Origin of the sequence: Paenibacillus sp. HGF5, assembly GCF_000204455.1 — a bacterium.
Lineage (GTDB): Bacteria > Bacillota > Bacilli > Paenibacillales > Paenibacillaceae > Paenibacillus_AQ > Paenibacillus_AQ lautus_A.
In genome coordinates this window covers 38,096-51,551 of sequence record NZ_AEXS01000174.1, presented here as the reverse complement: position 1 = coordinate 51,551, position 13,456 = coordinate 38,096, and the positions used below count along the sequence as shown (strand labels likewise).

Genomic DNA, 13,456 nt, shown 5'->3' with positions numbered 1-13,456 from the left:
TAACGGCTGATACGTGAGAATCGGCTCTGATATAGGAGGTCGGCAGCAGTGGAGAACGAAGATCAGAAGCAGGGTGCGAAGAAACCCATTGCGTTGAATATTATCAATAGCAAGAGTAAGCATAAGGGGTTTGGATCCGGCTCCATCGATTTGAACAGTTTGTCGCCTGTCATCATCGACAATGGCGAGGCGCGAGTGGATATTGGAGCCATGCATGCAAAGAGCAAGGTGGAGAAGGGCATCCGTTTCAGCATGAACCGGGATGAAGTGCCCAACGGACGCCAGGTGTGGATCGTGTGGGTAGCTGTAGACCGTACCGCGGAAGGACAGCATTATGCAGGCATGACCGCGTGCGAAATGTGGATCGACCATGAAGCCCGCCGCGGCTGGAAAATCCTCGCCGACCATGTGAATAAAATGGATGCGGCGATGAAACGCAAGATTATTCTGGATGGGCTTGGCGACGTGGAGAAGAAAGCGCTGCGCGAACTGCTGATCTCCCGTAACGAGGAATGGTGGAATGCCTCCCCGGAGGAGTTTAGAGAAGCTCTTCAAACAGCGGAATGATACCGTAAATAAGCTATTTTCTAGATGCGGACATAAGGAAAGACCGGTTGGATTCGTGAATGAATCCGCCGGTCTTTTTTTGTGATTGTTACGGTTAGAATGGAAGGGCGTAGGTCAGCTTTTTCTTTATATCAAGAAACGGATTTTCGTATTGAAGCTTCAGCTTGCCGCCGGCATATCCGTCATACGTAAGGCCGTCTCCGATGAAACCCACTTCGTTTGGCGGCATCTCCTCAATAGCCTTGATACTCTCCTCGTCCAAAAGATCGGGATAGATAAGTTCTGCGGACTTGCCTGTCGGATCAACGATATACAGGGTTGCCTTCGTATAGGGACGGACGAGCAGGAAGTCCTGTTCGATCGCTTCCACAATAAAATGATCGTCAACACCGGTGAGGGCGGCGAGATCGTAGGTTTTTACCGTTTTGCCCATCGGATGAACCAGCTCCAGTGTACTGCCATTCATCATGGCGATATTGCCTTTGTAGCTAAGTTGGTCCGGATGGTAGTTGATCCCGGCAAAATTGGTGTGATTGGTTTTGGAAAGCTTCAGGATTTTCTTGTCTTGAATGAGCACCCGATATCTCCCTTCATGGATATGAGGTTCTCCGTAATAATTGGACAAGTCGATGACATAGGTATTGCTGTTGATGCGATGTGCGCTCAAGCCCACTTGATCGATATCCTCAACCGGGAGAATGCCGACTTTCGTTGGCGTCGTTCCGGCTTTCCCCATGGACAGCATACCGGTCTCGCGATTCACCCAGAACAGCATATTGGCCTTGGAGGCATAAGCGTATCGGGACCAGGAATCAAAGGTGGTTCGAAGTCCGGATTTGCTGTCGTACTTAAGCTGAATGCCGAAGCCTTTGGTAATCAGGCTGGCGGGAACATAAGTCACGCCATTCTTCACAACCGGAGCTGCCTCAAGCTTCAGAGCGGTACCCTTGGCATTGACGGCGCGCGAATTTCCAATAATCATGCGAACAGACTGGGTCGGGCTGTTAATGTACAGCTCGTTCTTTCCAGGGATCGTCAGCTGCAGCTGCAGCTGTTCGGAAACTTCCTTCAGTGGAATGAACACGACGCCTTTTTTCGTATAAGGTTTATGCTTCACATCGAGCGTGCTCCAGGCTGCCTTGCTCTGCGATGTGGAGGCTGCTGCCGCATGGGCAGGAATGGTTACGAGCGATGAGGATGTAAGCATTAAAGACAATGCTATGGATGCGGTACCTGCTAGTTTGATGATTTGTACGGATTTCATGTCTTTCCTCCTTCTGGTTTTCACTCCCGCCTATATAAACGACTAAATAATGGGAAATGTTTCATCAAATCGAAAAATCATGTAAAAAATGATATATGCGATGAAGCAAAGCTGAGGGGAGAAGGAGCATGAGAACCTAAAAAACCGGAGCTGCCCAGAAGGGACGCAGCTCCGGTTTATATCAATGTCCTGATTGCAGCTCCTGATCCTTGCCAAGCAGAATGGTGAGACCCAGCAGGGTAACGATAATGGTGGCCCCCATGTCCGATATGATCGCGATCCATAGGGTCAGCCAGCCCGGAATCGTTAGCAGCAGTGCGATGGCCTTCAACGACAAAGAAAGTCCGATGTTCCATTTAATAATCCGGTTGACGCGTCTTGCCGTCTTGATGGCTCCGGGCAGCTTACCAAGGTGATCCTGCATCAATACGATGTCGGCGGTTTCGATGGCGCTGTCCGTTCCTTTTCCCATTGCGATGCCCAGATCGGCAGCGGCCAATGCAGGGGCGTCGTTAATGCCATCGCCGACCATGCCGGTCTTTTTGCGGGATCTAAGCTCCTTGATTTTGGCAACCTTCTGTTCCGGCAGCAGGCTTGCGAACACTCGCGATACGCCGGATTGTTTCGCGATCGCCTGCGCCGATTGCTCATGGTCGCCCGTCAGCATCACCGTATCCGCGATTCCAGCCTCGTGAAGCTTGCGGACAACGGCTGCGGTCTCCGGCCTAATCTCATCGGCAAGACCGAATTGACCTAATACGCGCTCCTCGCTTACGGCGGCAACGATCGTGTACCCCTGGGCCTTCATTCTCCGAATGTCATCCTCAATGGCACGGATTTGATCTTGAGGGCCGCTCACATGCTTCAGCACTTCCTCGCTGCCCACCCAGAACAGCTTCCCTCCGATTTCAGCCCGAATGCCTTCACCCGGCAGCACCGTTATCTGTCGAGGTTCATTAAACATGCATTGCGGCTGCTTGATCTCCAGATGTTTCATGACGGCTTTGGCCAACGGATGGAGAGAGGATTGCTCCAGCGCGCCTACCACGGCATAAAATTTCTCTTCATCATATACGGTTTCCGCGTAGACGGCCGGCTCGCCCTTGGTCAGGGTTCCCGTCTTGTCGAAAGCGACGGCTTCCAGGCGTCCAAGCTGCTCCAGATGGACTCCGCCTTTAATTAGAATGCCGTTGCGTGCCGCACGGGTCATCCCGCTAACCAGCGCTATCGGCGAAGAGAGCACGAGCGAGCAAGGACACCCGACAATGAGAATGGACAGCCCCTGGTAGACCCAGGTCATCCAGGGCTGATTCAGCAGCAACGGAGGAATCAGCGCAACAGCCAACGCGATAATCATAATGGCGGGCGTATAGTATTTAGCAAATTTATCGATGAATAGCTCCGTCGGCGTCTTGCTGTCCTGCGCCTCCTGCACAAGATGCATGATCTTGGCCAGGGAGGAATCCTGATAGGCCTTCGATATGGCGATGTAGAGCACGCCATCGGTGCTTACGCTGCCGCCAAAGACGGCGTCGCCCTCCCGTTTCGTAACAGGCACCGATTCTCCGGTTATAGCAGCTTCGTTCACCGCGCCGGTTCCCTGGGTTATCGCTCCGTCTGAAGGAATTTTCTCGCCAGGTCTTACCCGGACAACGTCTCCGGGAGAGAGGCTCTCGATCGGCACGCGTTTGGTTTGACCGTCTACCCAAAGCTCGGCTTCCTTCGGCGCTGCGGCCAGCAGCGCTTCCATGGATTGGCGGGCACGGTTCATGCCGTAGCCTTCCAGCAGCTCATTGAGGCCGAACAGAATGGCAACGAGCGTGGCTTCCCGCCACTCCCCGATAATGACGGCACCTACGAGCGCAACGGTCATCAGGGTATCCATATTGAATTTGAAGCGGGTCAGGTTACGCAGTCCGCGCAAAAACGTCGTATACCCGCTCAATATCATGGCACCTGCGTATAATGCGATCACAACCGGCTCGGCGGCTTTCCCTTCTAATAGAAAAGTTAGCAGATAAAACGCAGCCGAGATGGACAGCAGCCACTTCATTTTTCGTTCGCTGCCATGGCTGTGTTCATGTCCATGTCCATGGCTTTGTCCGTGGTCGTGTTCATCTGACGCACCATGCGCGTGCGGCGAAGAGGCAGGCTGAACATCAGCGCCGGCAGCCGAAAGGGCTGTTTGGGGAGCGAAAACGATTCGGGCTCCATCACTTTTCAAAATGGTTTCTACCCGGTTTAGGTTCACCTGGGGGGAAAGGGTCAGCTTTCCGCTGTTATAACTCAGCCGGGCGTCGCCTCCATGGTCGAGCTTCTGGATCTCCTCCTGCATTTCACGGGTGCAGTTCGGGCACGAGAGGCCCTGGACCTTGTATTCGACAAGTTTGCTGCCACCTGCGTCAGGAGATGTTTTGGATAGCTGATGGTTGTCCGTGCTCATCTACACCCTCTCCTTCTGGTGCTCCAGCGTCATATGAAGCAAAGTCCGGATATGGTCGTCTTTTAGCGAATAGTATACATTCTTGCCCGCCTTGCGTGATTTGGCGATATTCTTGTTCTTCAGCGTGCGCAAATGATGGGAGGCTGTTGCGGTGGAGCTTCCGAGAACTTCAGCCACGTCGCAAACGCATAGCTCGCCGCCGCGGTCCAGCATATAGGCTACCTTGACCCGCGTCGGGTCGGCCAGCGCCTTGAAGATCTCGGCCATGCCGAGCATATCATCATCCGAAACCGTTTCTTTTAACAAAGCAACCCTCTCGGTTGAAGGACATTCCGTTTCACACAGCTCCAGAGCCACATCCTCGTTCATTGTTCGGGCATTCATAAGATCAACCTCCTTGAAATAGGAGCAATAAGTGCTCTTTATTTTATATATTCAAACGTTGATTTGATTGTTAGTCATAATATACCCGATTTACACATGATATTCAAACGAATATTTGATTGTTCACAAGCTTTTCACAGCGCAGGTTATGATCCGGCAAGTCATATCATATAAACCCATTCCAGCGTTAGGCGCAGCGGTCGCACAGAAAATCCTTCCATTTCATTTCACGCCAACTTATACTATTAGCAAAAAGATGTAAAATTCGCACAGGAAGAGTATCTTCGGCCCAGGCGCCTCAAGCGCTGCATCATATCCTGTACGGGCCATCGTTTCGACTCGAATGTGTACATTATCTAATACCTATCCTTCGATTTGCGGATGTGTATAAACAGGGGAGGCCGGAGTATGACTTGTCCGATATGTCGATATGAAACGGGAGATGGGAAATATTGCAAGAAATGCGGGGCCAGGCTGATTATCGAGGATTCCCCCGTCTTTGCGGCCATGAAGGAGCAAGCTGCCTCGTCGGAAATTTACGGCGTCGCCAGGCGAGGCGGAAGCATAAATAGGGAGATTTCTCATGTGCGCCAAGGAGAAGCTGCTCTGCCGGTGTATACTCCACCGGATATTTCATTTCCTACAGCAGGCCGCCAGCATGCCGAAGAAGAAGAGGGGCCGAATCCTTATTGGACCAGCTTAAAATTGTATGGGCAGCTCTATAGGGACCATTTCCTGAAGGGGCTAAGGCATCCCTTCAGCGCAGCTGCCGTAACGGACAACAGCCAGTTCTTAAACGCGATCGTATCCATGCTGCTCTATATCGTGCTCTTTCCGCTCGCGCTGTACGCAGCGCTTCATCATGAACTGCAGGGACTCCCGGAGGGGGCGTTTGTAGATCTTGTCCTGAAGCCTATTGTATGGATTGCGATTTTCTTGTTTTTGCTGAACGTCTTTACCTTCGCTGCAGTCAAGCTGTCATTTAACCCGGCTGCGAAGCTGAAAGAAGTCATGGCCAGGTTCGGCACATTGCTGCCGCTATACCTTGTGTTGTATGCGATCAGTCTGCTGTTCCTGTTTCTGAATGGCGATATATCCAAGGTGATCATCCTTCTAGCGTTTATCAGCACCGTGATGACCGTGCCGTTATGCGTCATGACCGGCTACAAGAGAAGAGTGGCCGGCGGCCTGGATCCGCTATATGCGATCCTGCTGGTCTACGTTGCAGTCATGCTTGTCATCGTGCTTCTGGGCAGCTCCATGATCGAATATATGAGCATTTTATAAGAAGCCATCTACATAAAGAATCGTGAAAAAGAGAAAAACAGCAGGCTCTTTATCGGGAACGTCCCGGAAAAAGAGCCTGCTGTTTTTTGACGTGACGGGTTATCCGTTTATTCGACCCACCATCGTTTGAAATCCTTCCACCAGGAACGTTCCTCCTGTTTCTCGGCAGCATCTGCAGGGTTAGCCTTCTTGGCGGGCTCCCCGCCCTCATGTTCGTCGCAATACTCCATGGGCTCCGTCCCTTTGACGAAAACCTCCAGCATTTTGTCCGGACAGCCGGCGCCTGCAAGCTTGCCCGTCTTCGGATCTACATACGCGCTGACGACTTCATCCGGGATCGGAAAAATCTTGGGCGGCACGTTCTCCAGTGCCTTCTCCGTATACTGCGCAAAGATCGGCGCTGCGCGCCGTCCGTCGACCTTGCTGATCTCCCGTCCTTTGTCATACCCGACCCAAACCGCCGTCGACAGCTCCGGGGTATATCCGACGAGCCAGGCGTCGGTGTCGGTCGTGCCCGTCTTTCCGGCTACCGGCCGTTTCATCAGGGTGGAGACGCGGTTACCCGTTCCGCCGGTCTCGAATACCCCCTCCATCATGCGCGTCATCACGTAAGCTGCGGAAGGCTCAACTACTTGTTCACCTTCCTCTTCCGGAGCCGTAAACAAGCTGCGGCCGGCCGCGTCGGTGATGCTTAGCACGGCGACAGGGGAGACCCGCTTGCCGCTGTTAGCCATGACGGCGTAAGCGGAGGCCATCTCCAGCGGGCTGACGGGCGAGGTGCCCAGGGCCAGCGAAGGAACGGGCTCCAGCGGACTCGTGATGCCCATCTTTTTCGCCATGTCGGCGACTTTATCCGGGCCGATCTTCATGATGGTATTTACGGCATAGATGTTATCCGAGGCGGCAATGGCTTCCCGCATGGGGATTTCGCCTAAATATTTATCGCCGAAGTTGCTGGGCTGGTACGTTTTGCGATTGTTATCGTAATGAAACAGGGTAGGCTGGCTGTTGAACACGCTGGTGCTCGTCATTTCTTTGGATGCAATGGCCGTTAAATACATAATCGGCTTAAACGAGGAGCCGGGCTGCCTGGTTTTGGCCAACGCGTGGTTGTATTGATTCTCGCGGTAATTCTTACCGCCGACCATAGCTTTGATGTGGCCGTTTCGCGGGTCGATGGATACGAGCGCCGTCTCCAGCTCGCTCTTGCTGTCCATGCCCTCGGATACGGCCTCTTCGGCTGCTTTCTGGGCCCGCGGATCCAGGGTTGTATAAATGTTCAAGCCGCCCTGTTCGAGCTGCTGGTCCGTGATGTTCAACTGTTTGGTGACGAGACCCCGGACATAGTCCCGGAAGTAGGAGGCAATTACTTTATTCTCCTGCCGGTCCTGCGGGAGCAGGGCAAGCTTGGCCGAAGCGGCTTTATCCGCCTCGGCCTCCGTGATGAATCCGGTCTCTGCCATGGCATTCAGGACGATTTGCTGTCTTTTGACCGCGTTGTCCTTATGATTGTAGGGCGAGTAATACGTGGGCCCCTTCGGAATGCCGGCCAGCATTGCGCTTTCGGCCAAGGTCAGGTTTTTCGCCGATTTGCCGAAATACAGCAGCGACGCCGACTCGATGCCGTAAGCGCCGTGACCGTAATAAATTTCGTTCAGGTACATTTCGAGAATTTGATCTTTCGTATATTTCATCTCAAGCTGGGCGGTGAATTTGGCCTCCTTGAGTTTTCGTGTCCATGTTTTTTCATGAGATAGGTATAAGTTTCGTGCAAGCTGCTGGGTTAACGTGCTCGCTCCCTGTTTGCGATCCATATGCTGCAGGTTGACCAATACGGCCCTGGCCATGCCCTTCATATCGAACCCGGGATGATCATAGAATTTTCGGTCCTCCACCGCCAAGGTGGCCTGAATCAGGAGGGGGGATATGTCGGCCAGGTTCACCTGCTCGGATGTATGTCCCGTGCTTGAGAATGTGGCGATCAAATCTCCCTGGCTGTCGAGCAGACGGGAGTAGCGGGATGTTTCCGCGACCGGCAGCGGCGTTATAAATAAATAGGCGAGCAGAATGCCGCCGGCGATGATGGAAATGCCAAGGAGTACGAACAGAAATGTAGCAAGCCGGACGAAACGACGTTTGCGCTTGGGTGATTTTTTTTGCCCCGGCATCAGATGTTCTCCTTCCAGTCCTTTTGTAGAGTCAAGGCCTTTGTGCCGCCAAAAATGGAAATGTACTCAAATTCTCCTTGGCTGCCTTCTTTTTCTATACAGTATGGGGCTGCAGCGGTCAGGATATTCATCGGAAAGGGCGATGTTTTTGCTTCCGTTCGCATGTACCGGAACTTTTGGTTGCAATTTGGGCTTGATTTAATATAATCTAATTTGTTTGGTACAATAGGAAAAGTGTGAAACTGTAAGCTAAAGGCATCTGCCCCGAATAAAGTTTTACGGCTTGGATCTGGACGGCTGAACATTATTCTAGCGGAAAGAAGGTAGTGACGATGGAATTATGGTACACAGAGAAGCAAACCCCGACTTTTGGCATTACGGCTAAAATCCGGGAGACCTTTGTACATGAGAAGACGGAGTTTCAACAATTGGATATGATCGATACCGAGGAATTCGGGCGCATGCTCGTGCTGGACGGTATGGTTATGACTACGATTAAGGATGAATTCGTCTATCATGAGATGGTCGCTCACCCCGCGCTGAACACGCATCCAAATCCGAAGAAGGTTCTTGTTGTCGGCGGAGGAGACGGTGGCGTCATTCGCGAAGTGATCAAGCATCCGGGCGTAGAGAAGGCCGTACTCGTTGAAATTGATGGAAAAGTTATTGAATATTCGAAGCAGTACTTGCCTGAGATCGCCGGCAAGCTGGACGATCCGAAGGTTGAAGTGCTGGTTAACGATGGATATATGCACATTATCGAGCATAAGAACGAATACGATGTTATCATGGTGGACTCGACCGAGCCTGTAGGTCCGGCTGCTCCGTTGTTTGAGCGCGGTTTCTATCAAGGGATCTATGAGGCGCTGAAGGAAGACGGTATTTTCGTGGCGCAAACGGACAATCCGTGGTTCAAAGCGGACCTGATTCAGCAGGTCAACAAAGACGTGAAGGAAATCTTCCCGATCGTGCGTGTCTATGGAGCGAACATTCCAACCTACCCAAGCGGTCTGTGGACCTTTACGATGGGCAGCAAAACATACGATCCGCTTGAAGTGGACGAGTCTGCGATTGATGAGATGGATACGAAGTATTATTCGCCTCGTCTGCATAAAGCCGCCTTCGTGCTGCCGAAATTCGTAGAAGACTTGGTGAAATAAGGAGGCGCGCATAAACTGATGAAACTGGATCAAGGTTATTCCGGCAACGTGTTTATTCTGAGCTCCGAGGATTATGAAGGATCCAAGGCTGTCATCTACGGTATGCCGATGGACTTCACGGTTAGCTACCGTCCCGGCTCCCGTTTCGGCCCGGCCCGTATCCGCCAAGCATCCGTTGGCTTGGAGGAGTACAGCCCGTACTTGGATAAGAGCATTGAAGATATCACTTATTTCGATGCAGGCGATCTGATGCTGCCTTTCGGCAATGCCGGTCGCAGTCTTGAAGTGATCGGCGATTATGTAGGCAAGCTGCTGGACGACGGGAAGTTCCCGATCGGACTCGGCGGAGAACACCTCGTATCGTGGCCGATTATTCAGAAGGTGTATGAGAAGTATCCTGATCTCATTCTGATCCATATCGATGCCCATGCCGATCTGCGCGAGCATTACGAGGGAGAGCCGTTGTCCCACTCCACGCCGGTCCGCAAGGCGGCGGGCATGATGGGCGGCAAGAACATTTATCAGTTCGGCATCCGTTCCGGCTCCCGCGAGGAGTTCCAGTATGGACGCGAGAACATCAATTTCTACCCGTTTGAGGTAGCCGCTCCGCTGAAGGAAGCATTGCCTTCCATGGGCAACCGTCCGGTCTACGTGACTATCGACATCGACGTGCTGGATCCGTCTGCCGCACCGGGCACCGGTACGGCAGAAGCCGGCGGCATCACGTCGAAAGAGCTGCTGGAAGCCGTACATCTGATTGCAAACTCCGATGTGAACGTTGTTGGCTGCGATCTCGTGGAAGTGGCGCCGATCTACGATCCGACCGAGCAGACCCAGATCGTGGCTGCGAAGCTGATTCGCGAGATGCTGCTGGGATTCGTGAAGTAGGGGATTCCATCCACCCAAACCCTCCCTGCCAGGGAGGGCCCCAAGGGCGCTGCCCTCTGGACACCCGCAACGTTGGCGTTCAGCGGGCTGTGGAGATCGAAGCGGGGCTGGTGCTTGTGCCCGGCCACTCCTCGGTCTCCCCTGCGGGGACGCCCTCGTGGCCTCTGGAGCGCCCATATGTGGCCGAGGCTTTGCTCCTCGGCCGATGAAGAAAAAGCAAGCCCTCCCGACCTAAGCCTAGCGGCTATCGGGGACGGCTTGCTTTTTCGCATTTGTTGGAGGCCTCCTCGCGTGAGCTGCCCTGACGGGCATGCTCGGGGCCGGGAGTATCAGCCGAGTTGTCACTGCCGCTCGGCTGTGGTAGAAAAAGCAACCGTCCCCTCATCGAAGCCCGCGGTATCGGGGTTGCTTGCCCGAGCAATTGAGAAGAAATCCTCGACGATTCTATGGTGTAAACTTTAGATAGATTCAGATTTATTAAGGAGGGTTACATCATGACGAATGCTTCAAGCAAGAAGAGAACCGACACGGCATCAAGGGTTATTATGGCGTCGCCATCTACGATTTATCAGGCATTCTTGAATCCGGAGGCGCTGGCTTCGTGGCTTCCGCCAAAAGGGATGACAGGCCATGTCGACACGTTTGATGCCCGCGAGGGTGGGACTTATCGAATGATACTTACCTATAACGATACCGATCACTCGGCACCCGGTAAGTCTTCGGACAATACGGACGTCATTGAAGGAAAGTTTCTGGAGTTTGTTCACGAAGAGAAGGTTGTGCAGCTGGTCGAATTTGAGTCTGATGATCCCAGTTATGCAGGGTTTATGAAGATGACATGGGCATTGGAGCCGCTTGCGGAAGGCACCCAAGTCACGATCGTGTGTGAGAATGTGCCCGAAGGCGTACGGAAGGAAGATCACGATGAAGGCTTGAGGTCCACACTCGAGAATCTCGCCGAATCTACGGAGGGACAATAGACGGTCGGCTGTATAACGAAACAAACGATTTGTGATGAGGCATTTTCATGAACAAATCGTTTTGCAGATTTTATCAGGACCACGTTTGTGTGTATATGTTTTTCCTAACAACATCTGAATGAAGAACCAGCCACCTTCTCTATCGCTGCAGGTAGCTGGTTTTTTCTATTCGAAATGAAACCAAACCCATCCTCCATCCCATCAACAAATCCTTTTTACCCTCCTTCCGTTTGCTTGCTCCTCCCTAATTTCAAGCTCGACTTCAACTCCATTTATGGGTACACGATACGCGTAGCTGTGGGAAGAATCGGCGATCTGCTCATTGCGTGTTGGATTGAACGATTGTGCCGATTTATCGGAAGCCGTTAATATTGGCGTTACATCGACCATATCGACGAAAAGGAGGTACGAATACGATGGCAGCCCAGTCACCCGAGTTAAAGCGCGAGGATTTGATAACCGCCCGGCATCCAGGGACATCCCGTAACCGGTACATAGCCAACATCCGCAAGCATTGGATGCTGTATCTCATGATCATACCCGGAATTCTCTATTATGTTGTGTTTAAATATGTACCGCTGGCGGGCAGTGTCATCGCATTTCAGGACTATCAGATTTTCAAAGGCATCCTTGGCAGTCCGTGGGTGGGACTGGATAATTTTGGATTTATTTTTTCCTACCAGGATTTTTACAACGTGCTGCGCAATACGGCGGTCATCGCTTTCTATCAGCTTGTTTTTGGTTTTCCGGCTCCGATCGTGCTGGCTCTGCTGTTCAATGAAATCCGCATCATGCTGGCAAAACGGGTCGTGCAAAGCATGTTCTATCTTCCGCACTTTTTATCATGGGTTGTTGTCGGCGGGATCGTCTTCGAGCTGTTATCCAACCAAGGGGTCGTGAATGCGGTGCGGGACTGGTTCGGCTACGAACCCATTCTGTTCATGCAGGAGGAGCGGTATTTCCGAGGGATTGTCGTCCTGTCCTCGATCTGGAAGGAAGTCGGCTGGGGAACGATTATTTATTTGGCTGCCATCGCCGGCATCAATCCGAATTTATATGAAGCAGCCGTCATGGATGGAGCGAGTCGGTGGAAACAAACGATCTATATAACGCTGCCCACGATGTTTCCGACGATTCTGGTGCTGTTCCTGCTGCAGATCGGTAATTTCCTGGAGCTCGGCTTCGATCAGATTTACAATTTACTGACACCGATGACGTATTCGGTAGGCGATATCATCGAAACGTACGTCTATCGTGCGGGTGTGCTTCAGGGACAATACAGCATGACAACGGCCATTGGGCTGTTCCAGTCCGTCATTGGGTTTATACTGCTGTGGATTTTTAACCGGTTGGCCAGAAAAACGGATCAGGGGTTGTGGTGATGAAAGCGACATTCGGAGAAAAAATGTTTCAGACGCTGAATTATGTGTTTCTGTTCGCTGCTGCGGTGACAATGCTGTTCCCGCTTCTTCAGCTGCTTGCCGTATCGCTCAGCTCCCCGGTAGCTGCCGATTCGAAGGAAGTATTCCTGCTCCCCGTGGAGTTTACGACCGCTTCTTGGGAGCACGTATTAAAAAATAAAGGCCTGTGGACATCATTCGGGATTACCGTATATATTACGATCGCCGGGACGCTGCTCAGCATGCTGTTTTCGGTCATGACGGCATACCCGCTTTCACGACGGGAATTTCTGATCCGCAAACAAGTCATGTTCGGCATTGTGCTAACGATGATTTTCAACGCGCCGATGATCCCGTTTTTTTTGACCGTTCGCGAGCTTGGCATGATGAATTCCTTGTGGGCTCTCATCATTCCCGGTCTGGTCGGCACATTCAACATGATCATTATCCGGACCTTTTTCATGGGCATTCCCAGTGAACTGGACGATTCGGCGCGAATCGACGGATGCAGCGAATTCGGCATATTGTTCCGCATGTACTTGCCTTTATCCAAACCGGTGATGGCGACGGTCAGTCTGTTTTACGCGGTCGGATACTGGAACACCTTCTCCCGTGCGGTGCTGTTTATAAGGGATCCGGAGAAATGGCCGCTTCAAATGAAGCTGAGAGCTTACCTGCAGTCTCCCGAAGAGCTGGCTGCGGTCAATCTGTTTCTTGGGGATTACGATTTCAATACGACAACCTTGAAAGCGGCAACCATCCTGTTTGCCACCATTCCGATCATTCTGGTGTACCCGTATTTGCAAAAATATTTTGTCAAAGGGTCCATGCTGGGTTCGTTAAAGGAATAAGGCAAGAGAGGCAGGCGATATGAAATCGGTCTTGAAGCCGGTTTGATATAACAACCAATCCGAA

At 52.1% G+C, this 13,456-nt stretch carries 11 protein-coding genes; 7 read left to right on the top strand and 4 right to left on the bottom strand.

Features of this window, described 5'->3' with window-relative positions; all coding sequences use genetic code 11:
• Positions 1-48: 48 nt before the first annotated feature.
• Entirely contained in the window at positions 49-567 is a 519-nt protein-coding gene (locus HMPREF9412_RS29365; RefSeq protein ID WP_009595531.1) for a YwhD family protein, read from the top strand.
• Between the two features lie 94 nt (positions 568-661).
• Here HMPREF9412_RS29365 and HMPREF9412_RS29360 read toward each other — a convergent pair whose 3' ends face one another.
• From HMPREF9412_RS29360 to HMPREF9412_RS29350, 3 genes are all read right to left on the bottom strand, one after another.
• Positions 662-1,831 (bottom strand): copper amine oxidase N-terminal domain-containing protein, encoded by a 1,170-nt coding sequence (locus HMPREF9412_RS29360; protein WP_009595508.1) that lies wholly within the window; start codon positions 1,829-1,831, stop codon positions 662-664.
• Between the two features lie 181 nt (positions 1,832-2,012).
• A complete protein-coding gene (locus tag HMPREF9412_RS29355; RefSeq protein ID WP_009595522.1) occupies positions 2,013-4,274 on the bottom strand; it encodes a heavy metal translocating P-type ATPase in 2,262 nt (753 codons plus the stop codon).
• A complete protein-coding gene (locus HMPREF9412_RS29350) occupies positions 4,275-4,658 on the bottom strand; it encodes an ArsR/SmtB family transcription factor (protein WP_009595554.1) in 384 nt (127 codons plus the stop codon).
• A 408-nt stretch (positions 4,659-5,066) separates the two neighbouring features.
• On the opposite strand from HMPREF9412_RS29350, the gene HMPREF9412_RS29345 reads away from it, so the two are divergent.
• Entirely contained in the window at positions 5,067-5,945 is an 879-nt protein-coding gene (locus HMPREF9412_RS29345) for a hypothetical protein (protein ID WP_009595515.1), read from the top strand.
• Positions 5,946-6,052: 107 nt separating this feature from the next.
• On the opposite strand, the gene HMPREF9412_RS29340 is transcribed toward HMPREF9412_RS29345, so the two are convergent.
• Positions 6,053-8,113, bottom strand: coding sequence for a transglycosylase domain-containing protein (locus tag HMPREF9412_RS29340; RefSeq protein WP_009595504.1), 2,061 nt, complete (start codon positions 8,111-8,113; stop codon positions 6,053-6,055).
• A 332-nt stretch (positions 8,114-8,445) separates the two neighbouring features.
• Here HMPREF9412_RS29340 and speE point away from each other — a divergent pair, with 332 nt between their 5' ends.
• The 5 genes from speE to HMPREF9412_RS29315 all read left to right on the top strand — a co-directional run bounded on the left by speE (position 8,446) and on the right by HMPREF9412_RS29315 (position 13,392).
• On the top strand, positions 8,446-9,273 hold the full coding sequence (gene speE, locus HMPREF9412_RS29335) for a polyamine aminopropyltransferase (RefSeq protein ID WP_009595520.1): 828 nt from the start codon (positions 8,446-8,448) through the stop codon (positions 9,271-9,273).
• A gap of 18 nt (positions 9,274-9,291) precedes the next feature.
• On the top strand, positions 9,292-10,161 hold the full coding sequence (speB, locus tag HMPREF9412_RS29330) for an agmatinase (RefSeq protein WP_009595516.1): 870 nt from the start codon (positions 9,292-9,294) through the stop codon (positions 10,159-10,161).
• A 494-nt stretch (positions 10,162-10,655) separates the two neighbouring features.
• Positions 10,656-11,141 carry an SRPBCC family protein gene (locus HMPREF9412_RS29325; protein WP_009595527.1) on the top strand — a complete coding sequence of 162 codons (486 nt, stop codon included), beginning with the start codon at positions 10,656-10,658 and terminating at the stop codon, positions 11,139-11,141.
• A 416-nt stretch (positions 11,142-11,557) separates the two neighbouring features.
• On the top strand, positions 11,558-12,523 hold the full coding sequence (locus HMPREF9412_RS29320) for an ABC transporter permease (protein ID WP_009595501.1): 966 nt from the start codon (positions 11,558-11,560) through the stop codon (positions 12,521-12,523).
• Positions 12,523-13,392, top strand: coding sequence for a carbohydrate ABC transporter permease (locus HMPREF9412_RS29315; protein ID WP_009595532.1), 870 nt, complete (start codon positions 12,523-12,525; stop codon positions 13,390-13,392). The genes HMPREF9412_RS29320 and HMPREF9412_RS29315 overlap by 1 nt, the downstream gene beginning before the upstream one ends.
• Positions 13,393-13,456: the final 64 nt, after the last annotated feature.

Coding starts and splice junctions, on each gene's coding strand:
- HMPREF9412_RS29360 (WP_009595508.1), bottom strand. CDS start 1,831: ATGAAATCCGTACAAATCATCAAACTAGCAGGTACCGCATCCATAGCA.
- HMPREF9412_RS29355 (WP_009595522.1), bottom strand. CDS start 4,274: ATGAGCACGGACAACCATCAGCTATCCAAAACATCTCCTGACGCAGGT.
- HMPREF9412_RS29350 (WP_009595554.1), bottom strand. CDS start 4,658: ATGAATGCCCGAACAATGAACGAGGATGTGGCTCTGGAGCTGTGTGAA.
- HMPREF9412_RS29345 (WP_009595515.1), top strand. CDS start 5,067: ATGACTTGTCCGATATGTCGATATGAAACGGGAGATGGGAAATATTGC.
- HMPREF9412_RS29340 (WP_009595504.1), bottom strand. CDS start 8,113: ATGCCGGGGCAAAAAAAATCACCCAAGCGCAAACGTCGTTTCGTCCGG.
- speE (WP_009595520.1), top strand. CDS start 8,446: ATGGAATTATGGTACACAGAGAAGCAAACCCCGACTTTTGGCATTACG.
- speB (WP_009595516.1), top strand. CDS start 9,292: ATGAAACTGGATCAAGGTTATTCCGGCAACGTGTTTATTCTGAGCTCC.
- HMPREF9412_RS29325 (WP_009595527.1), top strand. CDS start 10,656: ATGACGAATGCTTCAAGCAAGAAGAGAACCGACACGGCATCAAGGGTT.
- HMPREF9412_RS29320 (WP_009595501.1), top strand. CDS start 11,558: ATGGCAGCCCAGTCACCCGAGTTAAAGCGCGAGGATTTGATAACCGCC.
- HMPREF9412_RS29315 (WP_009595532.1), top strand. CDS start 12,523: ATGAAAGCGACATTCGGAGAAAAAATGTTTCAGACGCTGAATTATGTG.